This is a genomic window from Klebsiella sp. PK18 (assembly GCF_057784655.1).
Genome location: NZ_CM173493.1, coordinates 2,398,551 through 2,424,824, shown reverse-complemented (window position 1 = coordinate 2,424,824; position 26,274 = coordinate 2,398,551). Strand labels below are relative to the sequence as shown.

Annotated in this window: 25 protein-coding genes; 10 read left to right on the top strand and 15 right to left on the bottom strand. The window is 59.3% G+C overall.

The features are described 5' to 3' along the window. Positions 1-124: 124 nt before the first annotated feature. From patD to AC3EMD_RS11790, 6 genes are all read right to left on the bottom strand, one after another. Complete coding sequence (gene patD / locus AC3EMD_RS11815) at positions 125-1,552, bottom strand: aminobutyraldehyde dehydrogenase (protein WP_012541560.1); 1,428 nt, start codon at positions 1,550-1,552, stop codon at positions 125-127. 22 nt (positions 1,553-1,574) lie between these two features. Beyond that, positions 1,575-2,381, bottom strand: coding sequence for an ABC transporter permease (locus AC3EMD_RS11810; protein ID WP_008804683.1), 807 nt, complete (start codon positions 2,379-2,381; stop codon positions 1,575-1,577). Further along, on the bottom strand, positions 2,371-3,300 hold the full coding sequence (locus AC3EMD_RS11805) for an ABC transporter permease (RefSeq protein WP_012541559.1): 930 nt from the start codon (positions 3,298-3,300) through the stop codon (positions 2,371-2,373). Before AC3EMD_RS11805 ends, AC3EMD_RS11810 begins: the two co-directional genes overlap by 11 nt. 1 nt (position 3,301) lies before the next feature. Beyond that, positions 3,302-4,315, bottom strand: a complete 1,014-nt coding sequence (locus AC3EMD_RS11800; RefSeq protein ID WP_008804681.1) for an ABC transporter ATP-binding protein — start codon at positions 4,313-4,315, stop codon at positions 3,302-3,304. Positions 4,316-4,331: 16 nt separating this feature from the next. Continuing rightward, positions 4,332-5,477, bottom strand: a complete 1,146-nt coding sequence (gene ydcS, locus AC3EMD_RS11795) for a putative ABC transporter substrate-binding protein YdcS (RefSeq protein ID WP_008804680.1) — start codon at positions 5,475-5,477, stop codon at positions 4,332-4,334. 305 nt (positions 5,478-5,782) lie between these two features. Continuing rightward, entirely contained in the window at positions 5,783-7,195 is a 1,413-nt protein-coding gene (locus tag AC3EMD_RS11790; RefSeq protein WP_008804679.1) for an aminotransferase-like domain-containing protein, read from the bottom strand. 681 nt (positions 7,196-7,876) lie between these two features. On the opposite strand from AC3EMD_RS11790, the gene AC3EMD_RS11785 reads away from it, so the two are divergent. The 5 genes from AC3EMD_RS11785 (at position 7,877) to AC3EMD_RS11765 (ending at position 11,195) form a co-directional block, all read left to right on the top strand. Beyond that, positions 7,877-9,274, top strand: a complete 1,398-nt coding sequence (locus AC3EMD_RS11785) for a cytochrome ubiquinol oxidase subunit I (protein ID WP_008804678.1) — start codon at positions 7,877-7,879, stop codon at positions 9,272-9,274. Continuing rightward, positions 9,274-10,284, top strand: a complete 1,011-nt coding sequence (gene cydB, locus AC3EMD_RS11780) for a cytochrome d ubiquinol oxidase subunit II (protein ID WP_088717268.1) — start codon at positions 9,274-9,276, stop codon at positions 10,282-10,284. The genes AC3EMD_RS11785 and cydB overlap by 1 nt, the downstream gene beginning before the upstream one ends. Continuing rightward, positions 10,284-10,409, top strand: coding sequence for a DUF2474 domain-containing protein (locus AC3EMD_RS11775; RefSeq protein ID WP_002907461.1), 126 nt, complete (start codon positions 10,284-10,286; stop codon positions 10,407-10,409). Before cydB ends, AC3EMD_RS11775 begins: the two co-directional genes overlap by 1 nt. A 96-nt stretch (positions 10,410-10,505) precedes the next feature. Then, positions 10,506-10,811, top strand: coding sequence for a hypothetical protein (locus AC3EMD_RS11770; protein WP_022065564.1), 306 nt, complete (start codon positions 10,506-10,508; stop codon positions 10,809-10,811). Positions 10,812-10,961: 150 nt separating this feature from the next. Next, entirely contained in the window at positions 10,962-11,195 is a 234-nt protein-coding gene (locus tag AC3EMD_RS11765; RefSeq protein WP_302074098.1) for a DUF2554 family protein, read from the top strand. Between the two features lie 12 nt (positions 11,196-11,207). On the opposite strand, the gene AC3EMD_RS11760 is transcribed toward AC3EMD_RS11765, so the two are convergent. Further along, positions 11,208-13,169, bottom strand: a complete 1,962-nt coding sequence (locus tag AC3EMD_RS11760; RefSeq protein WP_302074097.1) for a peptidase U32 family protein — start codon at positions 13,167-13,169, stop codon at positions 11,208-11,210. 33 nt (positions 13,170-13,202) lie between these two features. On the opposite strand from AC3EMD_RS11760, the gene AC3EMD_RS11755 reads away from it, so the two are divergent. Then, positions 13,203-13,370, top strand: a complete 168-nt coding sequence (locus tag AC3EMD_RS11755; protein ID WP_012541552.1) for a hypothetical protein — start codon at positions 13,203-13,205, stop codon at positions 13,368-13,370. Positions 13,371-13,380: 10 nt separating this feature from the next. Here the strand turns inward: AC3EMD_RS11755 and AC3EMD_RS11750 are convergent, their stop codons facing one another. Beyond that, on the bottom strand, positions 13,381-13,950 hold the full coding sequence (locus tag AC3EMD_RS11750) for a helix-turn-helix domain-containing protein (RefSeq protein WP_008804673.1): 570 nt from the start codon (positions 13,948-13,950) through the stop codon (positions 13,381-13,383). 173 nt (positions 13,951-14,123) lie between these two features. Here AC3EMD_RS11750 and AC3EMD_RS11745 point away from each other — a divergent pair, with 173 nt between their 5' ends. Next, positions 14,124-15,290 (top strand): benzoate/H(+) symporter BenE family transporter, encoded by a 1,167-nt coding sequence (locus AC3EMD_RS11745; RefSeq protein ID WP_016161181.1) that lies wholly within the window; start codon positions 14,124-14,126, stop codon positions 15,288-15,290. Here the strand turns inward: AC3EMD_RS11745 and AC3EMD_RS11740 are convergent. Beyond that, positions 15,267-16,136 (bottom strand): helix-turn-helix domain-containing protein, encoded by an 870-nt coding sequence (locus tag AC3EMD_RS11740; RefSeq protein WP_016161182.1) that lies wholly within the window; start codon positions 16,134-16,136, stop codon positions 15,267-15,269. The genes AC3EMD_RS11745 and AC3EMD_RS11740 overlap by 24 nt on opposite strands. Before the next feature lie 181 nt (positions 16,137-16,317). Here AC3EMD_RS11740 and AC3EMD_RS11735 point away from each other — a divergent pair, with 181 nt between their 5' ends. Further along, positions 16,318-17,214: a DMT family transporter gene (locus AC3EMD_RS11735; RefSeq protein WP_016161183.1), complete on the top strand. Its 897-nt coding sequence runs from the start codon at positions 16,318-16,320 to the stop codon at positions 17,212-17,214. A gap of 46 nt (positions 17,215-17,260) precedes the next feature. Here AC3EMD_RS11735 and AC3EMD_RS11730 read toward each other — a convergent pair whose 3' ends face one another. From AC3EMD_RS11730 to tehA, 3 genes are all read right to left on the bottom strand, one after another. Further along, the gene (locus AC3EMD_RS11730) at positions 17,261-17,929 is read right to left on the bottom strand and encodes a DUF3313 domain-containing protein (RefSeq protein ID WP_008804669.1); all 669 of its coding nucleotides are present in this window, start codon (positions 17,927-17,929) and stop codon (positions 17,261-17,263) included. A gap of 264 nt (positions 17,930-18,193) precedes the next feature. Further along, positions 18,194-18,790: a tellurite resistance methyltransferase TehB gene (gene tehB / locus AC3EMD_RS11725; protein ID WP_117120348.1), complete on the bottom strand. Its 597-nt coding sequence runs from the start codon at positions 18,788-18,790 to the stop codon at positions 18,194-18,196. Then, positions 18,787-19,791, bottom strand: coding sequence for a dicarboxylate transporter/tellurite-resistance protein TehA (gene tehA / locus AC3EMD_RS11720; protein WP_008804667.1), 1,005 nt, complete (start codon positions 19,789-19,791; stop codon positions 18,787-18,789). The genes tehB and tehA overlap by 4 nt, the downstream gene beginning before the upstream one ends. 111 nt (positions 19,792-19,902) lie before the next feature. Between tehA and ydcK the strand changes: the two genes are divergently transcribed. Next, positions 19,903-20,883 (top strand): YdcK family protein, encoded by a 981-nt coding sequence (gene ydcK, locus AC3EMD_RS11715; RefSeq protein WP_008804666.1) that lies wholly within the window; start codon positions 19,903-19,905, stop codon positions 20,881-20,883. Here ydcK and rimL read toward each other — a convergent pair. Then, a complete protein-coding gene (rimL, locus tag AC3EMD_RS11710; protein WP_008804665.1) occupies positions 20,869-21,447 on the bottom strand; it encodes a 50S ribosomal protein L7/L12-serine acetyltransferase in 579 nt (192 codons plus the stop codon). The two genes, ydcK and rimL, sit on opposite strands and share 15 nt — an antisense overlap. A gap of 53 nt (positions 21,448-21,500) precedes the next feature. Beyond that, entirely contained in the window at positions 21,501-23,156 is a 1,656-nt protein-coding gene (locus tag AC3EMD_RS11705; RefSeq protein ID WP_117268775.1) for a glucan biosynthesis protein D, read from the bottom strand. 439 nt (positions 23,157-23,595) lie between these two features. Between AC3EMD_RS11705 and AC3EMD_RS11700 the strand changes: the two genes are divergently transcribed. Continuing rightward, positions 23,596-24,684, top strand: a complete 1,089-nt coding sequence (locus tag AC3EMD_RS11700) for an NAD(P)-dependent alcohol dehydrogenase (RefSeq protein WP_023340246.1) — start codon at positions 23,596-23,598, stop codon at positions 24,682-24,684. A 54-nt stretch (positions 24,685-24,738) separates the two neighbouring features. On the opposite strand, the gene AC3EMD_RS11695 is transcribed toward AC3EMD_RS11700, so the two are convergent. Continuing rightward, positions 24,739-26,244 (bottom strand): carboxylesterase/lipase family protein, encoded by a 1,506-nt coding sequence (locus AC3EMD_RS11695; protein ID WP_154045590.1) that lies wholly within the window; start codon positions 26,242-26,244, stop codon positions 24,739-24,741. Positions 26,245-26,274: the final 30 nt, after the last annotated feature.

Sequence of the window (26,274 nt, the reverse complement as noted above, 5' to 3'; positions counted from 1 at the left end):
TGAAGGGGCATCAGAATAATCTCATATCCCCCTCGCAGAGTTTTGACAATTTTTGCCATTGTGACTATTAGCGAACTAACACAACCGTCGCGCAATCATCGCCAGCCACTAAAGGGTCAATGCTTTAGCCATGCTTAACCATGACATGGCGGACCACCGTGTAATCCTCAAGGCCATACATCGACATGTCCTTTCCGTAGCCCGACAGTTTCTGGCCGCCGTGCGGCATTTCGCTCACCAGCATAAAGTGGGTGTTGACCCAGGTGCAGCCATACTGCAGCCTGGCACTAAGCCGGTGGGCACGGCCTACATCTTTCGTCCATACTGAGGACGCCAGACCATACTGGGAATCATTCGCCCAGCTCAGGGCCTGCGCTTCATCGCTGAAAGGCGTCACACTGACCACCGGGCCAAACACTTCGCGCTGCACAATGGCGTCTTCCTGCCGGGCGCCGGCAAGCAGCGTCGGCTGGAAGTAATAGCCCGCGCCGTCAGCCCGGCGACCGCCGGTGACCACCTTAATATGCGGTAGTGCCTTTGCGGCTTCCACTGCGGCACTAACCCTTTCAAGATGCGCCAGCGAGCTCAGCGGTCCCAGCTCGGTAGAGGCATCCTCTGGCGCACCCATTTTCAGGCTGGCCACCGCCGCCCCAAGTTTCTCCACCAGTTGGTCGTAAATACCCTGCTGAGCGTAGATCCGGCAGGCAGCCGTGCAGTCCTGGCCGGCGTTATAAAAGCCGAAGGTTCGTACCCCGTCGACTACCGCATCGATATCCGCGTCGTCAAAAACAATGACCGGCGCCTTGCCGCCCAGCTCCATGTGGGTGCGTTTGATCGACGAGGCGGTATGGCTGATGATATGGGCGCCGGTGGCAATCGACCCGGTCAGCGACACCATTCGCACTTTGGCATGCGAGGTCAGCGGGTCGCCTACCGTTTTGCCGCGGCCAAACAGCACGTTGATCACCCCTTCGGGGAAGATATCTTTTGCCAGCTCCGCCAGCTTCAGCGCCGTCAGGGGGGTGATCTCCGAGGGTTTTATCACCACGCAATTGCCTGCCGCCAGCGCCGGGGCCAGCTTCCAGGCCGCCATCATCAGGGGATAATTCCAGGGGGCGATAGAGGCCACCACGCCCACCGGGTCGCGGCGGATCATTGAGGTATGCCCTTCGAGATACTCTCCGGCGGCCATTCCCGGCAGGCAGCGGGCGGCGCCGGCGAAGAAGCGGAAGACGTCCGCAATGGCCGGCATCTCATCGTTAATCACGCAGTGCAACGGCTTGCCGCAGTTCAGCGACTCCAGCTGCGCCAGGGTCTCCGCCTGCGCCGCGATAGCGTCCGCCAGCTTCAGCAAGCATTCCGAGCGCGTTTTCGGCGTTGTCTGGCTCCAGGCATCGAACGCCCGATCCGCCGCCTCAACGGCGGCATCGACCTGGGCCGCTGTCGCTTCGGCAATCTCCAGGATCACATCGCCGGTCGCAGGGTTGTATACCGGCACCTTTTCGCCTTCACCTGCCACTAACTTACCGTTTATCAAAAGGTTGTGTTGCATAGCATTATCCTGTTTCATGGTTTTATTTCCCGTTTCCGGCGTCGTTATCGCCGTCGCGGGTGAGCCACCAGGCCCCTAAGATTGGTATCGTCGTTACCAGCATCACCAACAGCGCGACAACGTTGGTGACGGGCACATCGCGCGGCCGCCCCAGCTGATTCAGTAACCACAGCGGCAATGTTCGCTCATGCCCCGCGGTAAAAGTGGTGACGATAATTTCATCAAACGACAGGGCGAAGGCCAGCATTCCCCCCGCCAGCAGCGCCGATCCCAGATTGGGCAACACCACGTAGCGAAAGGTCTGCCAGCCGGTCGCGCCCAGGTCCATCGAGGCTTCCACCAGGCTCCACGAGGTCCGACGAAAGCGGGCAATGACGTTGTTAAAGACCACCACCACACAAAAGGTCGCGTGCCCCACCACAATGGTCAGTAGCCCCGGCTCGAGACCGACGGCTTTAAACGCCGTCAGCAGCGCCAGGCCGGTAATGATCCCCGGCAGTGCGATCGGTAACAGCAGCAGTAGCGATACCGCATTCTTACCAAAAAAAGTGCTGCGCCACAGGGCACCTGCAGCCAGCGTGCCAAGTACTAAGGCAATGGCCGTCGACAGGGCGGCAATTTTAAGTGACAACGTCACGGATTCGAGAATATCGCTACGCCCTGCTGCCTCGCTAAACCAGCGTAGCGTCAGCCCCTGCGGCGGAAAGCTGAAGGCCGCATCCTCCGTATTAAAAGCATAGATGGCAATGATCAGCAGCGGGAAGTGGAGGAACACCACGCCGCCCCAGGTCGCCAGTTGCAGATACCAGGGTGCGCGTTCAGAGTGCATCGAAGGCTCCCAGACGTTTCACGAACGCCAGATAAAGGGCAATCAGCACGATCGGCACGAGGGTGAACGCCGCCGCCATCGGCATATTGCCTATCGCCCCCTGCTGCGAGTAGACCATGTTGCCGATAAAGTACCCCGGCGGCCCGACCAGCTGCGGCACGATAAAGTCGCCCAGCGTCAGCGAGAAGGTGAAAATCGATCCGGCGGCAATACCAGGGATAGCCAGCGGCAGAACCACATAGCGGAAGGTCTGTCGTGGCCCGGCGCCAAGATCGGCCGACGCCTGCAGCAAGGAGCCCGGAATGCGCTCCAGCGCCGCCTGCACCGGCAGGATCATAAACGGCAGCCAGATGTAGACGAACACCAGAAAGCGTCCCAGCCCGGAGGTGGACAAGGTGTTGCCGCCGATCGCCGGGACGGTCAGAAGCGCATTCAGCGCCCCTTCCAGTCCAAGATGGCCCAGAAACCACTGCGCCACACCATCTTTGGCCAGCAGCAGTACCCACGCGTAGGCTTTGACGATATAGCTGGCCCACATCGGCAGCATCACCGCGATATAAAAGAAAGCCTTCATTTTGCCGCTGGTATAGCGAGCCATGTACCAGGCCATCGGCAGCGCCAGCATGGCGCTGGCGAGCGTCACACTCAGGGCCATTACCAGGGTACGGACAATAATGTCGTAATTGGCGGGATTGAACAGCGCCCGCAGGTTGGCCAGCGTAAAGTCGCTGGTCACCGACATGGTGAAGTCGTCAAAGGTATAAATACTCTGCCACAGCAGGGTCAGGAGCGATCCCAGATAGACGATACCAAACCACATCAGCGGCCCGAGCAGCAGTAAAAACAGGCCCAATGCTGGCCGACGCCAGAAGATCCCGGATACGCGCCCGGCCTGCGCAGGAATCATCGCCATGGTCATCTCAGCCTCCGCTTTCCAGCGGGGTCATCGCCGACCGCGACCATGACGCCAGCACCGTTTGCCCCATTCGCGGGGCGCTGGCTGCCGCCGCGCCATCGATATTCGCCTGGCTGACCAGCAGCTTGTCCCCCTCCGCCAGCCTGAGCTCAATCCGCGTCGCCGCCCCCTGATACTGTACCGCCTGCACTACGCCCTGAACCTGAACCTCGCCGCCGCCCTGCAGGCGAACATGCTCCGGACGCAGCGACCAGCTACCCGGCATGCCGCACAATCGCCGGGCCGCCTCGGCTTCAAAAACGTTGGCGGTGCCGACAAAGCCAGCGACAAACGCGGTCTTCGGATGCAGATAGAGATCCTGCGGCGCATCCACCTGTTCGATGCGCCCATTGTTAAACACCGCCACGCGGTCTGACATCGACAACGCTTCGCTCTGGTCGTGGGTCACGAAGATAAAAGTTATCCCCAGCGACTGCTGCAGCTTTTTCAGCTCCACCTGCATCTGCTCGCGCAGCTTCAAATCCAGCGCACCCAGCGGCTCATCGAGCAGCAGCACCCGCGGCTGGTTCACCAGCGCCCGGGCAATAGCGACCCGCTGCCGCTGGCCGCCGGAGAGCTGAGAAGGCTTACGATGATGAGCAAAGCCAAGGGCCACCTTTTCCAGCGCTTCCTGGGCGCGGGCATGGCGCGCTTTCTTCGCCATGCCTTTGACCATCAGGCCGTAGGCGACGTTGTCGAGGATCGACATATGGGGAAACAGCGCATAGTCCTGGAACACCGTATTCACATCCCGCTGCCAGGGCGGCAGTTCGCTGGCCGGCTGACCGAAAATACGGATGGTGCCGCCGGAGAGCTGCTCGAAACCGGCAATCAGCCGCAGGCAGGTGGTTTTACCCGAACCGGAGGGCCCCAGCATCGAGAAAAATTCCCCATCGCGAATGCCTATGCTAACCCCATCTACGGCCCGCACATCGCCGTACAGGCGCGATACATTCTGAAACTCGACCGCGTACGTCATTGTCTGCCTCCCGTCCTTAGCGGCCGCCCATTATCGCAATATAGTCCTGAGTCCATCTGCTGTAGGGCACGTATTTCCCGCCTTCGGCAACCGGCGTTTTCCAGAAATGGATCCGGGTAAACTGGTCATAGCCGTTGGTTTCACAGCCTTTATCACCGAGCAGCGCGCTGGCTTTACACCCCTCTGGCACCACCGGGAGCGAGCCGAACCACGCCGCCACATCGCCCTGTACCTTCGGCGTGAGCGACCAGTTCATCCATTTGTAGGCGCAGACCGGATGCTTCGCTTCGCTGTGCAACATGGTGGTATCCGCCCAGCCGGTCACCCCCTCCTTCGGAAACACGGTGGCGATGGGCTGGCCTTCAGCCTTCAGGCCGTTGGCCTGATAGGGCCACGAGCTTGAGGCGGCCACCCCTTCGTTTTTGAAGTCGTTCATCTGCACGGTAGCGTCATGCCAGTAGCGATGGATCAGCGGCTGCTGGTCGCGCAGTACTTTCAGCACCGCGTTATACTGGGTTTCGGTCAGTTGATAGGGATCTTCGATCCCCAGCTGCGGCTGGGTGGCTTTGACAAACAGCGCGGCGTCAGCGATATAGATCGGGCCATCATAGGCCTGCACGCGTCCCTGATTGGTTTTGCCGTCCGGCAGGTTCTGTTTAACGAAGACCACGCTCCAGCTGTCCGGCGGCGTCGGGAATACGCGGGTGTTGTACATCAGCAGGTTCGGCCCCCACTGATACGGCGTGCCGTAGGCTTTACCGCCGACGTTAAACCATGCCCCTTGCGCAATGCGTGGGTCGAGGGTGCGCCAGCCGGCAATCAGCGCGGTGTTAATCGGCTGAACGCGTTTGCCCATGATCAGACGCAGCGAGGCATCGCCCGACGCGGTCACCAGATCGTAGCCCCCCTTGGCCATCAGGCTGACCATCTCGTCAGAGGTAGCGGCGGTTTTGACATTAACCTGACACCCGGTCTCTTTTTCAAACTGGGTGACCCAGTCGTACTGCTTGTCAGTCTGGCCGCGTTCGATATACCCCGGCCAGGCAATAATATCGAGCCGCCCTTCCGGTTTATCCAGCGAGGTGAGTGGCTCCGCCGCCTGCACGGTCAAACAGGCCATACTCAGCACATAAAGGCTGCAACGGGCAAATTTTTTGCTCATCAGGTGTTACTCCTGTCACAAGGTAATTAGCGGCAGCCGTGCCGTAAAAATATCTCCTGAAATAAGGGTAGTCAGCGGATTAACGCCCCCTGGGGAATTTATTCAGGTTGTGACCCGGGACGCATTACGCAAAAATCGCCAACACAAGCAGGACTTTATGGATTATAGACAACGAGTTAGAGAAAAAGGAGGGGTATGCGTATTTCCTATGATGAGCGCCGGTAAAATAATGACCGGCCTCAATAAAAACTCACCCGCGTTTATTTTTGTCGAGAGTTTATGGCGACGGAAAATAGCCTGAGTCGTCAGGTAAGCTGCTCACGAATAAGTTCACCCAACCGCCTCACCCCCTGCTCTTCGCGTTCCCCCCAGCCCCAGGCGGTATTAAAACGGAAAAACGAGGTCCAGCTGGCGGAGGTGGAGAACATTTTTCCTGGGGCAATACTGATGTGCGAGGCCAGCGCCCGGGCGCTTAGCTCACTGGCGTCGGCCCCTTCCGGCAGTTCAATCCACAGAAAGTAGCCGCTGTCGCTGTGGTGGACGATAACCTCCGGCGGCAGATGGCGCAGCAGCGCCTGCCAGGCCAGCTGTTTACGCTCCGCCAGCTGGCGGCGCAAACGGCGCAGGTGGGCGTCATAGCGCTTGGTGGACAGATAATCCACCAGGGCTAGCTGCATCGGCGAGCTGGTGGAGAGCGTACTCATCAGCTGCAGTTGCTGGATCCGCCGCGCCTGTTTGCCGGCCGCCACCCAGCCGATACGAAACCCGGGCACCAGACATTTTGAAAATGAGCTGCAGTGCAGCGTCATATCCTGATGGTCCCAGTATTTCGCTGGTAACGGTTTCTCGCGACCAAAGTAAAGCTCGCTGTAGACATCATCTTCTATCAGCATCACGTTATAGCGCGCCAGCAGCGCCACCAGCGCCGCTTTTTTTTCGGCGCTAAGGGTGAAGCCGAGCGGGTTTTGTCCGTTAGTCATTAGCCAGCAGGCCTTGACCGGGTAATTTTGCAGGGCCGCTTCCAGCGCCGTCAGGTCAATGCCCTCTTTGACGTCGGTCGCCACCGACAGCGCCTTCAGGCGCAGCCTCTCCAGCGCCTGCAGGGCGCCGTAGAAACAGGGGTTTTCCACCACCACCCAGTCGCCCGGCTCGGTCACTGCCTGCAGACTGAGGTTAAGCGCCTCCAGCGCCCCGGCGGTAATCACGATCTCATCCGGCGAGATGTTCATCCCCTGCAGGGCATAGCGTCGGGCAATGGCATGCCGCAACTCCGCATTGCCCGGCGGCAGGTTCTCAATGACGCTCATGGCGGTGGCGGTTTTGCTCACCTGCGCCAGCGAGCGGTTAAGCTGCTGCAGCGGGAAGAGACGCGGGTCCGGAAAGGCCGAGGCAAAGGGCAGCATCGACGCCTGGCGGCTGGCCTGTAGCACCTCAAAGATATAGGTATTGATATCGACAGCTTCATCGCGGGTCACCTGGGCAGGCGGCGCCGGCTGTCTAAGCTTCACCGGCTGAGGGGCGACATAATAACCCGACTGCGGACGGGCGACGATGCGCCCCTGGCTTTCCAGCAGCTGATAGGCATGGCTGACGGTCATAAAGCTCATGCCGCTGCTGATCACCTGCTCGCGCAGCGACGGCAGCCGATCGCCAGGCAACCAGACGCCAAGCGCGATCTGTTCGGTCAGCTGTTGCGCCAGCTGTTGATACTTTTTCATTGCGGCCGTCCCCGTACGATAACCTCCCATTATCATATATCAGTTATAAAAAAATCATAGTTTGCTGTAACTGTTATATCTGCAGCGGCAGTCGCGTCCCGTCATAGCACGGGATAGGTTTAAAATATCACCACCCAGAATAGTGAGATTAACGCAAACCAGAAGATAATCATCACGCCGAGCGTAATGCACAAACTCTGTAATCCTTTTTCAGACATGGGCATTCCTTTTTATTTATTCCCGAGCGCATACAGTACAAATTACCCACGGAGTCGACAATTTATTATTATTTAATTTACGATTAACCCGCTCAGCGTTTTTACTTATTCTCATACTAATGTGTGAGAATAAATGACGCTAAAACTCGTTGTGCATTATCGCAAGAATTAATACAGCACAGTGTGATATTCGGGATATATTATTCCGGCCAGAAACAGTGCCGTGCCGGCGGCCGAGTCCGCCGATCAACCGCTCCCGGGATAACGGCCAAATCTCCGCTGGTCTGTTGGTTAAGCGACCCACCCCATCGGTATTTATTCGTGCCGGCCGATGATTGGGACGCGAGGTGAAAAATCATAACAGCGGCCAACTGTTATGATAAAAAATGGCGCGACTGCCTCTGCCCCCCAGCCACCACCCTGCCTAAAATTGCGCTGAATCAATTTTGTAGTGGAGTCCTGCATGTTCGGTCTTGATGCATTCCATCTTGCGCGAATTCAATTCGCCTTTACGGTCTCATTTCATATTATCTTTCCCGCCATTACTATTGGGCTGGCCAGCTACCTGGCGGTACTCGAAGGTCTGTGGCTAAAAAGCAAAAATCCCACCTGGCGTTCGCTGTACCACTTCTGGTCGAAAATCTTCGCCGTCAACTTCGGCATGGGGGTGGTTTCCGGGCTGGTGATGGCCTATCAGTTCGGCACCAACTGGAGCGGTTTCTCTCAGTTCGCGGGGAGCATTACCGGCCCCCTGCTGACCTATGAAGTCCTGACAGCGTTCTTTCTGGAAGCGGGCTTTCTCGGGGTGATGCTCTTCGGCTGGAACCGCGTAGGGCCGGGGCTGCATTTTTTCGCCACCTGCATGGTGGCGCTGGGCACCATCATCTCGACCTTCTGGATCCTCGCCTCCAACAGCTGGATGCAGACCCCGCAGGGGTTTGAGATCGTTGACGGCCAGGTGGTGCCCGTCGACTGGCTGGCAGTGATCTTTAACCCGTCGTTCCCCTACCGCTTACTGCATATGACAGTGGCGGCGTTTCTCAGTAGCGCGCTGTTTGTCGGCGCCTCGGCGGCCTGGCATCTGCTGCGCGGCAATCAGTCGCCGGCGATCCGTAAGATGTTCTCTATGGCGCTGTGGATGACGCTGCTGGTCGCCCCCGTCCAGGCGCTGATCGGCGATATGCATGGTCTGAATACCCTGAAACACCAGCCGGCGAAAATAGCCGCCATTGAGGGCCACTGGGAAAACCCGCCGGGCGAGGCAACGCCGTTGCTGCTGTTTGGCTGGCCTGATATGGCGCAGGAGCGCACCCGCTACGGGCTTGAGATCCCGGCCCTGGGCAGCCTGATCCTCACCCACAGCCTTGATAAACAGGTGCCGGCCTTGAAGGAGTTCGCTCCTGAGGATCGCCCGAACGCTACCGTGGTGTTCTGGTCGTTTCGCCTGATGGCCGGTCTTGGCATGCTAATGCTCCTGCTCGGCGTACTGGCCCTGTGGCTGCGTCGCGGCGGCCGACTGTACCATTCCCGGCCATTTCTGCGCTTTGCGCTATGGATGGGCCCTTCAGGACTGATTGCTATTCTCGCCGGCTGGGTGACCACCGAAGTGGGCCGTCAGCCATGGGTGGTGTATGGCGTTCAGCGCACTGCTGACGCCGTTTCCGCCCACGGTGACCTGCATATGTCGGTCAGTTTATTGACCTTTATCGTGGTCTACAGCGCCGTCTTCGGCGTCGGCTACAGCTATATGCTGCGCCTGATCCGCAAGGGGCCGCAGGAGGTGCAGCCCGCGACAACCGGTACGCCAGCCCGCCCGCTGTCCGCCGCCACTGAAGGTTATCTGCAGAAGGAGTCCCGCTAATGGGTATCGAATTATCGGTGATTTGGTTCGTGATTATCGTCTTTGCCACGCTGATGTACATTGTCATGGATGGCTTTGATCTGGGCATCGGGATGTTGTTCGGCACAGTACGGGGCAGCACCGAGCGCGACGTAATGGTCAACAGCGTCGCCCCGGTGTGGGATGGCAATGAGACCTGGCTGGTACTGGGCGGCGCTGGTCTGTTTGGCGCTTTTCCCCTCGCCTACGCGGTGATAATCGACGCCTTGTCGATCCCCCTGACCCTGATGCTGATCGGCCTGATTTTTCGCGGCGTCGCCTTTGAGTTTCGCTTCCAGGCCACCCCGTCGCACCGCCCCTTCTGGGACCGTGCCTTTTTTGGCGGTTCCTTGCTGGCGACCTTCAGCCAGGGCGTGGTGGTCGGGGCGGTGATCAACGGTTTCACCGTCAGCGGTCGCGCCTTCAGCGGCGGCATGTTTGACTGGCTGACCCCGTTCAGCCTGTTTTGCGGACTCGGGCTGTGCGTGGCCTATGCGCTGCTCGGCGCCACCTGGCTGGTGATGAAAAGCGAAGGCGCGCTGCAGCAGCGGATGCGCAGCGCATCGCGGCAGCTGCTGGTTGCCCTGCTGGCGGTGTTTGCCGTCATCAGCCTGTGGACTCCGCTGGCGCACCCGGCAATTGCCGCCCGCTGGTTCAGCCTGCCGAATCTCTATTTCCTGTTACCGGTGCCGCTGCTGGTGATCCTCATCAGCGGCTGGCTGTGGGGCACGCTGCATCAGCGCGACCGCCATGTTTCGCCCTTCACGCTGACGCTGGGCCTGGTCTTTCTCGGCTTTAGCGGACTGGGGATCAGCATCTGGCCGCATATTATCCCGCCGGCCATCACGCTGTGGCAGGCTGCCGCTCCCCCGCAAAGCCAGGGCTTTATGCTGGTGGGCGCACTGCTGATTATTCCGGTCATTCTTGGCTACACCTGCTGGAGCTATTACGTGTTCCGCGGCAAAGTTCAGCCCGGGGAGGGATATCACTGATGCATACTGCCTGGCCTAAACGTCTGCTGTGGCTGATCGCGCTCTGGGGAGGCAGCGTACTGACGCTGGCCGCCATCAGCCTGCTGTTTCGCCTGCTGATGACGGCAGCAGGCCTTAAAGTTTGAACCAGGATGCAGAGCAATCCGAATCTGGACTTCTCCATCTTGTCTTCACTTTTGCCTGCTGAAATACGCGGACACATCAGAAGAAAGGATATTGCTATGAAGAAGTTAGCTTTACTGTCCGCCGTGATGACGCTGGGAATATCGTCATGGGCGTTCGCTGCCGACAACCCGCCACCGCCGCCAGAAAAAGGCGCGCAGCATCAGGGTAAACCGCTGGCGAAAAACGGCCAACACGATGGTAAGCAAACGCAACACAACGGCAAGCAGCCACAACGAGATGGCAAACAGCCGCAGCATGATGGCAAACAGCCGCAGCATGGTGGCAAGCAGCCGCAGCGTGACGGCAAGCAGCCACCAAAAGGCGGCGAGCACAGCGGGAAACCGCTGCCGCCAAAAGCATAACCCCTCAGGCCTGGCCTTCTGCGCCAGGCTTTTTTTCACCTTCTTTCAGCTGACATTGACAAACTCTTGCCCTTCTTTGAGAAGCCGAGAAAAAAACCTGCACAACGCCTGGCATAGTAAGCCCACCCCATTGATTCGCAGAGTAAAGGTATGTTGAGGAGAAGCATGAGCGCGCTGCTGTTGCTGTGCGCGCTGTTTTCAGGACATCTGCTGGCCCACCGCCAGGGGCACGATTACTTTCCGGTGCAGAGCCTCGAACAGCAACTGCTGCACGAGGCGGACAGCGACGAGCTTCGCAGCCAGTGCGAGGAGGCCGCCGCCGATCTGAACGAGCATCACCGCTGGCAGGATGCCCGCAAACCGCGGGCGCCGCGTTGCCCGTAGCGTCGCGCTGGATCAGGCTCCTTTGCGCTTCGGCAGGGTCTTCATCAGCTCATCCGGGCTGACGGAGGCGACGATGCTCCCGGGAAGCGGCATTTTGAGGATGTGGTTTTTAATCTTCCCGACGACATGCATTTCGCACGGGCGACAGTCAAACTTCAGGGTCAGCACTTCATCGCCGTGGATCAGCTGCATCGGCGTGGCTTTCCAGCTCTTGATGGAGCCTTTCGCCTGTTTCGGACAAAGATTAAACGCAAACCGCAGGCAGTGTTTGGTGATCATCACCGGCACATCGCCCTTCTCTTCGTGCGCTTCATAGGCGGCGTCAATCAGCTGCACGCCATAGCGCTGGTAAAAGGCCCGCGCCTTATGGTTATAGACATTGGCGAGGAAGGAGAGATGGGTCTCCGGATAGACCGGCGGCGGTACGGAGACCGGCTTGCGGGTGCCGCGTTGCCAGGCGTTGAGGCGCGCTTCGTCCAGCATTTCAGCCGTTTCACGACGCAGCTGGTTGAGCAGACTGTTGGGGACAAACAGTGGCGGCAGGTTGACCTGCACGTCGCGTGGGTAGTAAATGGTCTGCCCCAGTTTTGTGACGCCGTCACGCAAATTGCCCAGCGCTTTTTCTGCCTGATTGGCTTCGGCGAACGCTCCGTCGAGAGTATGGGTCACGCTGACGCCATCTTCACAGGTCATGGTCAGAACCAGCTGTTCCTGCCAGCCGCTCAGCGTAACGTCCACGGCGATGCGGCGTTCGCTGGAAGTCTTCAGAAGCGCCTGCTGCCAGTTGTGATCGAGGTTACGGTTGAGCGCCTGGTGCGGACGCGCTTTGTGCAGATCCGCCGGCATCTCGTTCGGCCACACCCGATAGCGATTTTCGCCGGTTTTCTCCACCGTATTGGCACGGAAGCCCACCACTTCACGCTTGATCATCACGTTAAGGCCATCGCCGTTGGTTAACGGTTCGCTCACTTCGACATCAAGATGGTCTTTCCCCACCTTCAAGACTTCGCCCACCGGCAGCCCGATAAATTTCGGCGAATCAAACGCGCCGATATCGCCTTTGCGGGCATTGACGAAGTAGTCGGTACTGCCGCGATGGAAGGTTTTATCGGTAGAGGGAATGAAGAAGTGCTCGGTGCGCCCTGCCGAGGCGCGCGCCAGATCGCCGCGGTCTTCGATAATGGCATCCAGCATTTGACGGTAGTGCGCAGTGATGTTTTTCACATAACTCATGTCTTTGTAACGGCCTTCAATTTTGAAGGAACGTACCCCGGCGTCGATCAGCGCCGCCAGGTTGGCGGTCTGATCGTTGTCCTTCATCGACAGGAGATGTTTTTCATAGGCCACCACCCGTCCCTGATCGTCTTTCAGGGTATACGGCAGGCGGCAAGCCTGCGAGCAGTCGCCCCGGTTGGCGCTACGTCCGGTCTGGGCGTGCGAAATGTTGCACTGCCCGGAATAGGCCACGCACAGCGCGCCATGAATAAAGAATTCAATGGTGGCGTCGGTATGGTCATAAATAGCTTTGATCTGACTGAGATTCAGTTCACGCGCCAGCACGATCTGGCTGAAGCCGGCGTCGGAGAGAAATTTCGCTTTTTCCACGCTGCGGATATCACACTGGGTGCTGGCGTGCAGCTCAATCGGCGGCAGATCCAGCTCCATGATCCCCATATCCTGCACAATCAGCGCGTCAACGCCCGCCTCATAAAGATCGGTAATCAGCCGCTGCGCCGGCTCCAGCTCATCATCATGCAGAATGGTGTTCAGCGTGACAAAGATTTTGGCGCCATAGCGATGGGCAAAAGGCACCAGACCGGCGATGTCGCTCAGGCTGTTGCTGGCATTGTGACGAGCGCCAAAGTCAGGCCCACCGATATAAACGGCGTCGGCGCCGTGGAGGATCGCTTCGCGAGCGATACCGGCGTCGCGGGCAGGACTAAGAAGTTCAAGACGATGATTGTGCAGGCGCATACGCGTGTTGTTATCCAGTATAAGGGGGTCGAAATGGCGGCTATTGTAGTCAGAACCGGGCACAGACGAAAACCTTTTCCACCGTCGCGCGACGACGAATTTTCATTTTTCAGCAAAGTATTGACGGAAAAGATAGTTCCTTCACATCCTCGCGCAGCGTACTGTCATCTCGTATTCCGGATTTTCCTCGTCACGTTGTGAGTGGTTATCATCAGTCATCTTGTCTGGCCGCGGGTTCGCCCGCGGTTTTTTCTTTTGGATAATGGATAAGAGAATGGAAATGGGCCGCCTGAACGCCGCGGTTACGATACGCATGCGCCTCATCGCCGGCGAAGCGCCGTCCCTCCCCTGGCTGCAGTAAATGCCACTCCCCCTGTAAACAGAGATCCAGGGCACCGCTAATCACCACCACATGTTCAATCACCCCTTTCTCATGCGGCGTCGATTCGCTCAACGCACCGGGGGCAAGGGTTATCGAAAAATGGTCAAAGCGCAGCTCCGGGTCCCACGGGAAGACCGGGGTCACCACCATCGCCTGCTGCTGCGGATCAAAAGCGGAAGGCGCTGCGCTGGCGTCCGGAACGATAAACGCCGAAAACGGCACGTTCAGCCCGGTGGCAATCTTCCACAGCGTCGCCACCGTCGGGCTCGATTCATTACGCTCAATCTGCCCCAGCATGGCTTTCGACACCCCCGTCTCTTCTGCCAGACGCGAGAGACTCCAGCCACGCTGCTGGCGCAGGGTTTTGAGCGTTGCCGCCAGATGTTGCGCAATATTCATCCTACCTCCTGACTTGTACAGGCAAGAGTATATCCCCATTTGCCTGATTCTACAGGGCGTTTCTCGGCATATCACCGTGAGAACAGGTGTCTTACGCTCTCCACATCCGCACCTTGTGCGCTATAACGCACAGTGATAGAGTATTCGTATGTTATAACGCACAAGAGAATCCTATGCGCTCGTTTACCCTTCCTCTTCCTACTCTGTTGGCGGGTTTCGTCGCTGTACTGGTGGGCTACGCCAGTTCAGCCGCCATTATCTGGCAGGCTGCTGCGTCTGCTGGCGCTACCCCCGGGCAGATCGCCGGCTGGATGACGGCCCTTGGCCTCGCCATGGGTATCAGCACCCTTGCGCTGAGCGGCTGGCGTAAAGTTCCTGTGCTCACCGCCTGGTCAACGCCGGGCGCCGCGCTGCTGGTCAGCGGTCTACAGGGAGTCACCCTCGCCGAGGCCGTGGGGGTGTTTATCTTCGCCAACGCGCTGATCGTCCTATGCGGCGTGACGGGCCTCTTTGCCCGGCTGATGAAGATCATTCCCCATTCACTGGCCGCCGCGATGCTGGCCGGGATCCTGCTGCGTTTCGGTTTGCAGGCCTTCGCCGGCTTGCAGGACCATCTGCTGCTGTGCGGCGGCATGCTCGCCGCCTGGCTTCTCTGTAAAGCGCTGTGGCCCCGCTTCGCGGTAGTCGCCGCGCTGGTGGTGGGGGCGCTGATCGCGGCGGCCTCCGGGGACGTCGCCAGGACGGCCGTACCGCTGGCCTTCGCGGCACCGGAGTGGATCGCGCCGCAGTTTACCCCGGCGCTGCTGCTCAGTGTCGGCCTGCCATTTTTCCTCGTCACCATGGCCTCGCAGAACGCCCCCGGGTTCGCCACGCTGCAGGCATCCGGCTACACCGTACCGGTATCGGCACTGCTCGTCGCCTGTGGAGGTCTGGCGTTGTTGCTGGCGCCGTTTGGGGTCTACTCCATCTGCATCGCGGCGATCACCGCTGCGATTTGCCAGAGTCCGGAGGCGCACCCGGATCCGCAACAGCGCTGGCTGGCGGCCATGGCCGCAGGCGGTTTTTATCTGCTGGCGGGTCTGTTCGGCGGGTCGATCACCGCCCTGATGTCGGCTTTACCCGCGGCGTGGATCCAGATGCTGGCCGGCCTGGCGCTGCTCGGCACCATCGGCGGCAGCCTGTTTCAGGCGGTACATCAGGCCAGTGAACGCGATGCGGCAGTACTGACCTTTCTGGTCACCGCCAGCGGCGTGACGCTGGCGGGAATTGGTTCGGCCTTCTGGGGCGTGGTGCTTGGTGGGGTAAGCTATGGCGTGTTATCCGCGCTGCGCCGCCCTTAGCTGGGACGGCGTCAGGCCGGTGGCCGCTTTCACCCGATGGCTGAAATGGCTGGCGGAGCTGAAGCCGCAGACCAGCGCAATCTCCGTTAACGGCAGCGCGCTGTGGCAGAGCAGATTTTGCGCCCTTGCCATTCGCTGCTGCATCACATATTGATGCGGGGCCATATTCAACGACTGGCGGAACATGCGGGCAAAATGGAACTCACTGAGTCCCGCCTGCTGCGCCAGGTCGGCCAGGGTCAGCGGCTGATCGAGGTGGGCATCGATCCAGGCCAGCACGTGACGCTTCACGCCCGGCGCCAGCCCTCCGGTGACCGTCGGCAAACGCCACTGCACGGTGGAGTAGTGCTGGATCAGATGGGTGAGCAGTAAGCTGCTGGCGGCGCTGAGGGTCAACTGGTTCGCCGGCTGTCGCCAGTCATTGGCCAGTAAAAACTGGCGGTACACCGCGGTGATTTTGTCATCGCTGGCGAAGGTTTTTTCCTGCAGGGTGAAGTTTGCCGGGCTACGATCCCACACCTCTTCGCCGACGCGGCGCAGGTGCTCATCGGTACAGTAGAGATGCACAAAAGACAGATCGCCGCGGATATCCCAGACGCTCTCATCGCCTTTCGGCATCAGACAAAAGCGATCCGGGCCGCCGCCATTTTTCCAGCCGTGCGGCGTCTTTTGATAGCTTTCATAGCCATCGGCGACGTACAGGCTCAACGTATGGTGATCGCTGCGCACCGTCACGGTATCGCAATTGTTGTACCAGGCGGCCAGTTGAATTCCGGAATTCAGCTCCACCGTGCCCCGCAGCACCGCGTTCTGTCGCCGTAATGTTTCAAACGTCCCGTAACCCATTGCCTTCACGCATCTGCCCGTAAAAGCTCTAGTCTAGGGAGACTCCGGCGCGGTTTCCAGTCCTCACCGCAGGCGAATGACAAATAAGCGCAAGAATTTGCAAGCCGACAACAAGCGGGTGAAAGCTGCCGGTTGCGACAGGCGGCATACTCCTCCCTTCAACAAGCAGAGGAGAGTCAGGGTGAACGCATTACTTTATGCACTCGTTGTCGTGATCTGGGGGACAACGTGGATTGCGATTTTTTTACAACAAGGGCCGGTGGCGGCGCCGGTATCCATTTTTTGGCGCTTTGCCGTGGCCAGCATCACGATGCTGACGATTCTGCTTGTCACGCGACGGCTACGGCCGCTGGGCGCGAAAGATCACTTTTGCTGCCTGCTGCAGGGCTGCTGCGTCTTCTGCTTTAATTTCTGGTGTTTTTATACCGCCGCGGCCTGGATCAACACCGGTCTGGAATCGGTGATCTTTTCCATGGCCGTACTGTTTAACGCCATTAACAGCTTTCTTTTTTTTCGCCAGCAGCCGCCGGGCCGCTTCTGGGCCGCCGCCGCGCTGGGCCTCGCCGGTATCGTCACCCTGTTCTGGGATGACCTGCTGGCCAATGGGCTAAACGCCTCGCTGCTGTGGGGGATCGGTCTGAGCGCCCTGGGGACCTACGGCTTTTCACTGGGCAATATGTTCAGCATTCGCCACCAGCGGCGAGGGCTGGAAACCCTCACCACCAACAGTTGGGCGATGCTCTACGGGACGCTGGTGATGGGCGCGATCGCCCTGCTACGTGGCGATAATTTTATGCCGGAGTGGACCGTCAGCTACCTCGGCGCCCTGCTTTACCTGGCGCTGTTCGGTTCGGTCATTGCCTTTGGGGCCTATTTCACTCTGGTGGGGCGCATTGGCGCCAGCAAAGCCGCCTACAGTACGCTGCTGTTTCCGCTGGTCGCATTATCCATTTCCACCGTCTATGAAGGGTATGTCTGGCACAGCAACGCCGTGATCGGGCTGGCGCTGATCCTGCTGGGTAACCTGGTGATGTTTGCCAAACCGGAACAGCTGCTGCTGCGCCGAAGGCTGGCCTGAGGAGACAGAAGAGAAACAGCGCCGTCGTCAGACGGCGCTGGCACGATTAACGCTGAGAGGGATCGAATTTGACGGCGTCGACCGCCATATCATCGATCACCTGCTTCAGGGTATCGACGGTCAGCGGCGTATTCTCATTCGCCAGGGTTTTGCCTTCCCCTTTACGAACGACCTTGATGACCGGCTTATTGGTGCTGGCGTCAATGACCTCCGCCTCAAAGTACAGATCGGTGTCCATGGTACGATGGCCGGTGGCGGCCTGGGTGCCGGCGACAATCATAGCGACCGGGATCACTTCATAGAACTGCAGCCCCTCTTTGCTGGAGTCCACCCCGGTGATCGCCCCGCGGAAGATGAGGCTGCGCTTGCCGGCGGTAGTGGCCAGCGGTTTACGCTCGGAAATAGCCTGTTTCAGCTCTTTGTTGGTGTAGTTAAGAATATCCTGCAGCGCCTTTTCCCCTACCTGGGTGGTCGGCTTCGGTACCGGATAGTAGGTCACCGGGTGATAAACGATATTGTCATAGTTGGCTGGATTGAAGTTCGGATCGATCCAGCGCAGCTCCGGCTTGCCGGAGGCAGAGGTCGTTTCTTTCAGGTTGGAATAATCTTTTAAGAAGCCCGAATACTGATTCGGTTGCGCCACTTTCGCCGCACAGCCGGTCAACGCCAATATTCCCGCCAGAGCGGCGACTTTCAGTAAAACGCGAGTACGCATAGAGAGATCCCTGTAAATGCAGTTTTTTTTCGGCAGACGTTATAGCAAATAGGACCCACTAGTTTTGTGACAAAAAAAGGGCTTCGTCAAGGAAGATTTATAAATATTGATAGGATGAACATTACGTTATTAAATAATCACTTAAAACAGGCAGAAGGCTGCTTTTTATCCCTCTTTTATACGGGGACTTCCTCGCTTATATTCCCTGCTCTTCACCTTACTACGCGGCGCGGGCAACGTCCTGACTCCCCACGCCGCCGCGTCTCAGGCAGGCTTGCGCGCCAACAGGGTGGCGAAGCGCAATTTGATGCGATTGCCGTTGGCGTCGGTGCGATGCAGCTCGCCGACGTCCTCATTGTATTTCAGCAGCTCCCAGCCCTGGTAATAATCACTAAGCTCATCGGGTTTAAAGGCAAACGGGAAGCCGACGGCGCAGGGATAATCTTCGGTATCCATTGCCGCCACAATCAGGTTATAGCCGCCGGCGGCGGTGCAGCGCTGCATATTGGCGATCAGGCCCGGGATGGTGTCAGGCTCCAGGAACATCATCACCACGGTGGAGAGGATCAGGTCATATTCCCCATCAAAGGTCAGGCTATTGAGGTCGGTTACCGCGGTGCGGAGATTTTCCAGCGCCTCGGCAGCGCGAATGCTTTCCAGATTATTGATGCTCATCGGATTTTTATCCCACGCCGTCACCGTGAATCCGTTCGCCGCCAGATAAAGGCTGTTACGCCCGTTGCCACAGCCCAGATCCAGCGCCCGCCCCGGCGGCACCACTGTCGCAGCATGCAGCACCTCGGAATGGGTGCGTGTCAGGCCATATTTATCACTAAAATAATCCGCGTCACGCGTTGTCATGATCCTTCCTTCTTATTCAGGAGTGTTTCCCGGTCGACCTGTACCAGCAGTTTCCCGCTCACCAACAGCAAAATTGTGCGCAGTAACAGCAGGCCGACAACCAGATTGCTAAAAATAAACAGCGGCATTGCCAGATGGTGAAAAAAGCCGTCCGCCCTGGCCTGGCCGAGATGCAGGCCGGTAGTGGCCAGCGCGGAAATACCGAACGAGAAGCTCCAGAAGGAAGCATTGAACGGCTGGCGAAGATACCAGGGCATCAGGCGCAGCATGAACAGTAGCTGCAGCAGGCCGTAACCAAACAGCAGCTTCGCGAAGGTATCCGCTTCCCCACCGTTGACGCTGAGCCAGGCGCTGCAGGCCACCAGCGCAGGCGCCAGTTGGATCCCCAGCGAGGTGCGCAGCGGCGTCGGCAGCTCGCCCGCGCTGCGCAGACGCTGGAGGATCGCCGGCTCGAGGCTCAACCAGGAAAAGACCCCGGCGCCGAGGAACACCAGCCCGGCGTCGGTAAATCCCAGCGCGCCGCAGGCCATCGCGCTAATGAAATTATTGGCCACCGTGGGCAGATAGAGCCCCGGCGTGGTGGCCTCGTGAGGATGCGTCCCCCGCCACAAGCCGCCACTTTGCCAGGCGGCATAGGCAAGCTGCAGCGCCACCCCCGGCACAAACAATCCCAGCGCCAGCGGTCGCCACCAGGGCACCAGCCCGATCGCCACCAGCAGCGTGGTGGCCGGAAACAGGCTGACAAAGCTGCTGCTGACCGGATGACGCATCTCCCGTAGCACGCTCGCCGGAAAGCGAATTGCCCGGCTGATAAACGCCATGCTGAGCAGAGCCCACATCGCGATCGCCAGCATCACCAGACCATCGCCGATGCTGCGGCTAACCGGCCAGAGCGTGCTGGCGTAGCGCCAGGCGAAGCCCATTCCGATGGTGCCGAGCACCATACCAAAATAGCCTGCCGGCAGGTTCAGCGCCTGCCGCGGCGTTTGCTTGCTCTTCATTTTGTTGATGATATCAATTTAATTTGAAGTTGCATTTTAAAGGAACCTTATCCCGCGCGCTACGGCGATCTTTGCTATGTTTATGTTAACCATAAGTAATGAGGATCGGGAATGCGTAAATACCGTCTCAGCGAACAGACCCGGCAGTATTGTTACCAGGAAGAGGCTGGCAAACAGAGCGTCACCCTGCGCCAGATAGTGGCGCTTATCGATTTCGCTGACGTCAAAGCAGGCAGCGAAGGCGGTTGGGTGGACGCGGAAAGCGCTCTCAGCCAACAGGGAGAGTGCTGGATCTACGATGCCAACAGCGTGGTTTTCGCCGGGGCAAGTATCCGCGACGACGCTCGCTTAACCGGGCCCTGCGTGGTCAGCCACGAGGCCGCCATCGGCGGACGGGCATGCATTCATGCCTCGCACATTAGCCATCACGCGCAGATAAGTGACAACGTCACGATTAATCATAGTCTGGTGCGCGGTTACTGTCGCCTCGCCGACGAGGCGCGTCTCCTGCCGCACTGCCAGGTGATTGCCGCCCGCGGTCTGACCGCCGATCGCGACAAAGTCCTGCAGATTTATCAGCGAGCCACCGTTAGCGCCTCGCGTATTCTTCATCAGGCGCAAATCTACGGCGATGCCTTTGTCGAGCACGCTTTTGTCGAACATCGCGCAGAAGTGTTCGACCAGGCAAGACTGGAGGGGAACGAAGAAAACGACGTCTGGGTGTGCGATAACGCCCGGGTTTATGGTCATGCGCGACTGATCGCCGGTCGCGGAGAGGATGCCATTCCCACCGTGCGCTACAGTTCGCAGGTGGCGGAGAATGCGGTGATTGAAGGCAACTGCCTGTTAAAGCACCGGGCGATGGTCGGGGGCGAGGCGCAGCTGCGCGGTGGTCCGATTCTGCTCGACGACGATGTGCTGATCCAGGGGCGGACAGTCATCATCGGCGATGTGATCGTTGAGCACCAGGTCTCCATCAATGACGAGGTGCAGATCGCCGCGCAGGAGGGAGAGGCCATTCATCTGCGCGGCCCGAAAACGCTTGACGGCCAGCAGCACATCACCCGCACGCCGCTGTTAGGCGCCCTCTAGCGCCTCGTCGCGGTCAATAATGCGCGCGTAAATATTCTGATCGTCATAGCTGCCGTTCAGATACTCAGCCTGCCTGAGGCAACCTTCAAGAACGAACCCATTGCGCAACGCCACCTGGTTACTGCGGGTATTGGCCACCCGGCATTTGATCACAAACCGGCGCACCAGCCCGCTGCGGGCATAATGGTGGATAAAGGCCTGCAGGGAGCGGGAAAGCAGCCCCTGCCCCTGGTGATCTTCATCGATCCAGTAGCCGATATAGGCCGTTTTGTTCTGCGGCTCGATCTGGTTGAACGACAGGACGCCCACGAGTCGATGGTCGAGAAACAGCAAAAACATTTTGGCGTAATCCCGCTGATGCAGAATCACGTTACCCTGCACATGGCGGCGGGTCTCCTCTTCGCTGTTCACTTCGGCGGGCCAGTTAAGCGATTGCTGCAGCCAGTGGCGGTTTTTCACCACCAGCTGGTGCAGATCGCTGACGTAGCGCTCATCAATCGCGATAAGCGTCAGTGCGTCGGTCACCGGGATCGTCTCAGGTACTGCGGGAATGTCTGTAGTCATGGGGCTCTCTACTGGCCCGCAGGGGTTGCCTGCGGGCCGCGGCTGTCACGGGATTATTTCATGATCCGGTCGTCAACGTAGTTACGTTTATCCGGCGCCGGCGGGAAGTACTGATAGAGCCAGGTTTCGCTGATGGCTTCGCCCTGACAGCGCAGGAACAGGCGCATCTCCACCGGGTCGGTCGAGTCGGAGGTCGGATACCAGTCGAAGAGGATCCGGTAGCCATCGAACGGCTCGACGTAGAGGATCTCAATCTGCTTCGCTTCCCCACTGGAGAGGGTGATCACCGGTTCAATACCGCGCGGCGCGGCGGCCTTCAGATCGCCGCCGACAAAATCGATGGCAAAACGACGCGCCCACTTATCCGGATAGTGCTCGCCCGGCGCCCAGCCTTCCGGGAAGCCCCCCATCCCGGTGCGGGTGGCGAGCACACGCGCCAGCGGGGTGCTCACCGGCGGCTGCGCGCTCCAGTAGAGACGGTAGCGGAAGTCCAGTTCGTCGCCCGCCTTCACCGCTTTTTCCGGCTGCCAGAAGCAGACGATATTATCCAGCGTTTCGCCGGTGGTCGGGATCTCCATCAGGCTGACCGCCCCTTTCCCCCACTGGTTACGCGGCTCAACCCACAGGCTGGGGCGCTTGTTATACCAGCCCATCACGTCCTGGTAATGGGAGAAATCGCGGTCCAGCTGCAGCAGACCGAAGCCGCGCGGGTTCTTGTCCTGGAAGGCGTTGAACTGCAGCTTCTGCGGGTTATTCAGCGGCCGGCAGACCCATTCGCCGTTCCCCAGCCACATCGACAGCCGATCGGAGTCGTGGATCTGCGGGTGGATGGTATCGCACATCCGGCGCTCGTTGTTGCCGCAGCTGAACATACTGGTCATCGGCGCGATACCCAGCTGTTTGATGTCCTTGCGGGCATAAAGGTGGTTTTCCACGTCCATGATGACCTGGGTATCCTGGCAATGGATGGTGAACTTGTAGGCCCCGGTGATGCTCGGGCTATCCAGCAGCGCATAAACGGTAAAGACCCTGGCGTCCCCTTTAACCGTTTCGAACCAGAAGGAGGTGAAATCAGGGAACTCTTCCGGGGTATCGGTAAAGGTGTCTACCGCCAGCCCACGAGCCGACAAGCCGTACTGGTAGGTGCTGTCTACCGCGCGGAAATAACTGGCGCCAAGGAACGCCACGATATCGCGGCGCGCCAGCTCCGGCGCTTTAAACACCCGGAATCCGGCGAAGCCGAGGTCGGACTGCCCTTCCAGCTGGCGGGTGTCGACCCCGGCGTCATTGTACTTAAACAGCTCAGGGCGGAAATGGATCTCGCGCGCCTGCTGAGTGGCGGCGTCAAGAGAGAACATCCGCACGCGGCGACGGAACCCCATCCCGACGTGGAAAAACTGGATGTCCAGTTTGCGTTCTTCGATGTTGTTCCATAGCGAGTGGTTGGCGTCATACTGGATGCTGTTATAAGCCTGCGGAGTCAGATTGGCCAGCGTCGGCGGCAGATCGCGCGGGGCGCCGCCCCATGGCTGGCGCGCCAGATCGTGGGCCATCGCCTGCAGCACGGTGTAATCGAAACGACGCGTTTGCCCGTCGGCAATACCCGCGTCTTCGGCAAAAGCGGCCTGACTGAATAAGGAAGCGACTCCTGACGTCCCGCATACGGCGGCAACAGCCATGGAAGATTTAAGAAAACGTCTGCGGTTCATGCCTGAGAAAGCGTCCTTCTGCACGGGTGAATTGATTCGCAACGCGTCATCACGCTGCGTGATAAATTCCGCCCACTCTAGACAAAAACGATTAATAATCCAATTGTTGCCCGCAGAAAAAAGGTAAAAAAGCCCTGTCTACCGGAACAACCCGTTTTTTTACTTTTCCTTCGACGTGCGGCCGGGGAAAGAACAGACTGCCGGCCGCTTTTTCGCCTGACCATTGAGCGGATAGCTCTTCCTCGCTTCGGTATATTCATCACACCTATGCCCCGCCGCCCTGCGTTTTTTTTAGGCACGATTGGCGCAAATTTCCGCCACATCCGGTGCTAACTTTTCACCGGTAACCGCTATATTTCTTCATGTTAGCGGCCAACACGGGAGAGCCGTTCGGGCTGTCCCGCCACGCTCTCCAGGGAATTCATTCAGGAGTCATGCCATGCAAGTGAAAGCAGCCGTCACGCTGGGCTACCAGCAACCTTTCGTCATCAAGGATGTCGACGTCTCCCTTCCGGGGAAGGATGAGATATTAGTGAAAATTGTCGCCACCGGGGTCTGTCATACCGACGCGGTGATGCGCGATAACCCGGGAGTGGTGCCTATGCCTGCCATCCTCGGCCATGAAGGCGCCGGGATCGTCGCCAGCGTCGGGGAGGCGGTCAGCGGTATCAGAGTCGGAGACCACGTGGTGCTCAGCTATGCCGCCTGCCACCATTGCGAAAATTGTTTAAGCAACCACCCTTCAGCTTGCGAAAATTTTAATACGCTTAATTTTGGCGGCCGACGCGAGGATGGCACCACCCCCTATCGGCTGGGCGATCAGGATCTGTCCCTGTTCTTTGGCCAGTCGTCCTTCAGCCAGTATGTGGTCACCCGCGCCAGCAACGCCGTGGTGGTCGACCCGGAGGTCGATCTCACCCTGCTCGGCCCGCTGGGCTGCGGCATCCAGACCGGCAGCGGGACGGTGCTCAACCGCCTGAAACCGGTGATTGGGGAATCGATTGTGGTGTTTGGCTGCGGCGCCGTGGGGCTCAGCGCCATCATGGCGGCGAAATTAACCGGCTGCTCTCAGATCATCGCTGTCGATATTCATGCCAGTCGCCTCGCCCTGGCGGGCGAACTGGGCGCCACCCATCAGATCAATGGCAAGGAACAGGATGCCGTGGCCCTGATCAAACAGATCACCGGCAAAGGCGCTCACTACGCGGTGGAAACCACCGGCGTATCGGCCATCGTGCTGCAGGCCGTACACGCGGTGAAACCATTAGGTACGGTGGCCATCGTCGGCTTTACCGGGGATATCACCTTTAACGTGCAGAACGATCTGATGGCGGAGGGCAAGTCGCTGGTCGGGGTGATTGAAGGCGATGCCGTCCCGGCGCTGTTTATTCCGCTGCTGGTGCAGCAGTACAAGCAGGGGAAATTCCCCATCGATAAGCTTATCGTTCGCTATCCGCTGGCCGATATCAACCAGGCTTTCGCCGATTCGGCGTCTGGCAAGGTGATAAAGCCCGTGGTTGTGATGTGAGTGAATGCCGCCACCAACCGGTGGCGGCAGTTGCTCAGCCGCACCTCAGCGCATTTACTCCAGCGTCACGTGATGCTTCATCACCCGGCGAAACAGCGCCAGCCGGGCGCGCATAAAGCGATTTTCCACTTTAAAGCCGGCACGCTTATGCAGGCCAATGCGCAACAGACGATCCCGTCCGCGCAGGCACGCTGGCCAGCGTACCGCGCCGGCAAGCGCCTGGTCGCCGCTGGCGACGCGGGCAAACTGGGCCCAATAGTCAGCCACCTGAGCGGCGAAGGCCAGATCCGCTTCGCTGGCATACTGACACACCGGGTCGGTCAACCGCAGGTTATCAAACACGTAGGGCACCTCGTTGCCATGCCAGGCGCCGTGCGGATAGGTGTCATGCTCCGCCTCCGCAACATAATCAAACCAGTAGCGCCAGCACGGCTGCCCCACGCGCTGCTGCGCCTGCATCACCACATAGCCGAGGGTGGTGAAGGCCATGTCGCGGCACACTTCCCGCCCCAGCGCCTCATCGCCCTTCACGCCGGGATAAAGGAGTTTGATCAGCCCCAGTCCCAGGCGGCGCTCACGGCGCAGCTTCTGGATCTGCCCGGCGATATCGACGCCAAACACGGCCATCACGCTGGCTTCATCGCTGTTGGAGCCGATCATCACCGGCATTGGATGCTGGCGCCCGGCAAAAAAGGTCTCCAGCATCGGCTGCGGCAGCACCGCGTCGCCAACGATGGGGGCCGGCCCTGTGTTCAGCGGCGCGGTGAGCGACCAGAAGGCCTCCGCCGGGATCGCCCGCAATTCCTCAGCGCTGGCTTGCGGTAAGGCGAAGTGTTCCGCCAGCAGGCGGCCTTTCTCCAGCGCCTTCTCTCGCGGCAGGTCAGGTAACGTATACCCGCTCTGAATAATCGCTTTATGGAACAACCCTTTCGCTTTCGGCGAGGCCATCAGCGACAGCACGCTGCGCGCCCCGGCGGATTCGCCAAACAGCGTGACGTTGGCGGCATCCCCGCCGAAGGCGTGGATATTCTCCTGAACCCACTGCAGGGCGGCAATCTGATCGAGCAGCGCGAAATTATAGAGACGTTCGCCCGCCTCTTCTTCCAGCGCCGGATGGGCGAAAAAGCCGAGATGGCCCAGCCGGTAGTTGACCGTCACCACCACCACATCGCGGCTGGCTAACGCTTTGCCATCGTAAGGCGGCAGGCTGCCGGCGCCGATGGTAAACCCGCCGCCGTGCAGCCAGACCATCACCGGCAGCGGCTGCGCCGCAGCAGCAGGTGCCCAGATATTGAGATATAAGCAGTCTTCGCTGAAAGCGCCGGGATCACCGCCGCCGAGCTCACGGCAGTAGTCAATGTCCTGCCAGCTGGCGGCGGAAAAGGCGTCGGCCTGGCGGACGCCCTGCCAGCGGGCAGGAGGCTGCGGCGCGCGCCAGCGCAGCGGGCCCACAGGCGGCGCAGCATACGGAATGCCGCGCCAGATATGGATCCCCTGCTCTGTGCTCCCGGATACGGTTCCCTGGCGGGTTTTCGCCAACGGTTTCGACGGATGTTGCATAACCTGCTCCCTGTAAGGCTGATGCCAGCA

Bases quoted from the DNA above. Each gene is read 5' to 3' on its own strand.
- AC3EMD_RS11750 (WP_008804673.1), bottom strand. From the start codon at position 13,950: ATGAATATTGCGCAACATCTGGCGGCAACGCTCAAAACCCTGCGCCAG.
- AC3EMD_RS11695 (WP_154045590.1), bottom strand. From the start codon at position 26,244: ATGCAACATCCGTCGAAACCGTTGGCGAAAACCCGCCAGGGAACCGTA.
- AC3EMD_RS11700 (WP_023340246.1), top strand. From the start codon at position 23,596: ATGCAAGTGAAAGCAGCCGTCACGCTGGGCTACCAGCAACCTTTCGTC.
- AC3EMD_RS11745 (WP_016161181.1), top strand. From the start codon at position 14,124: ATGCGCTCGTTTACCCTTCCTCTTCCTACTCTGTTGGCGGGTTTCGTC.
- AC3EMD_RS11760 (WP_302074097.1), bottom strand. From the start codon at position 13,169: ATGCGCCTGCACAATCATCGTCTTGAACTTCTTAGTCCTGCCCGCGAC.
- ydcS (WP_008804680.1), bottom strand. From the start codon at position 5,477: ATGAGCAAAAAATTTGCCCGTTGCAGCCTTTATGTGCTGAGTATGGCC.
- AC3EMD_RS11800 (WP_008804681.1), bottom strand. From the start codon at position 4,315: ATGACGTACGCGGTCGAGTTTCAGAATGTATCGCGCCTGTACGGCGAT.
- AC3EMD_RS11765 (WP_302074098.1), top strand. From the start codon at position 10,962: ATGTTGAGGAGAAGCATGAGCGCGCTGCTGTTGCTGTGCGCGCTGTTT.
- AC3EMD_RS11730 (WP_008804669.1), bottom strand. From the start codon at position 17,929: ATGCGTACTCGCGTTTTACTGAAAGTCGCCGCTCTGGCGGGAATATTG.
- AC3EMD_RS11810 (WP_008804683.1), bottom strand. From the start codon at position 2,381: ATGCACTCTGAACGCGCACCCTGGTATCTGCAACTGGCGACCTGGGGC.
- AC3EMD_RS11790 (WP_008804679.1), bottom strand. From the start codon at position 7,195: ATGAAAAAGTATCAACAGCTGGCGCAACAGCTGACCGAACAGATCGCG.
- tehB (WP_117120348.1), bottom strand. From the start codon at position 18,790: ATGACAACGCGTGACGCGGATTATTTTAGTGATAAATATGGCCTGACA.
- AC3EMD_RS11775 (WP_002907461.1), top strand. From the start codon at position 10,284: ATGCATACTGCCTGGCCTAAACGTCTGCTGTGGCTGATCGCGCTCTGG.
- cydB (WP_088717268.1), top strand. From the start codon at position 9,274: ATGGGTATCGAATTATCGGTGATTTGGTTCGTGATTATCGTCTTTGCC.
- AC3EMD_RS11705 (WP_117268775.1), bottom strand. From the start codon at position 23,156: ATGAACCGCAGACGTTTTCTTAAATCTTCCATGGCTGTTGCCGCCGTA.
- AC3EMD_RS11770 (WP_022065564.1), top strand. From the start codon at position 10,506: ATGAAGAAGTTAGCTTTACTGTCCGCCGTGATGACGCTGGGAATATCG.
- ydcK (WP_008804666.1), top strand. From the start codon at position 19,903: ATGCGTAAATACCGTCTCAGCGAACAGACCCGGCAGTATTGTTACCAG.
- AC3EMD_RS11740 (WP_016161182.1), bottom strand. From the start codon at position 16,136: ATGGGTTACGGGACGTTTGAAACATTACGGCGACAGAACGCGGTGCTG.
- tehA (WP_008804667.1), bottom strand. From the start codon at position 19,791: ATGAAGAGCAAGCAAACGCCGCGGCAGGCGCTGAACCTGCCGGCAGGC.
- rimL (WP_008804665.1), bottom strand. From the start codon at position 21,447: ATGACTACAGACATTCCCGCAGTACCTGAGACGATCCCGGTGACCGAC.
- AC3EMD_RS11805 (WP_012541559.1), bottom strand. From the start codon at position 3,300: ATGACCATGGCGATGATTCCTGCGCAGGCCGGGCGCGTATCCGGGATC.
- AC3EMD_RS11755 (WP_012541552.1), top strand. From the start codon at position 13,203: ATGGCGGCTATTGTAGTCAGAACCGGGCACAGACGAAAACCTTTTCCA.
- AC3EMD_RS11785 (WP_008804678.1), top strand. From the start codon at position 7,877: ATGTTCGGTCTTGATGCATTCCATCTTGCGCGAATTCAATTCGCCTTT.
- patD (WP_012541560.1), bottom strand. From the start codon at position 1,552: ATGCAACACAACCTTTTGATAAACGGTAAGTTAGTGGCAGGTGAAGGC.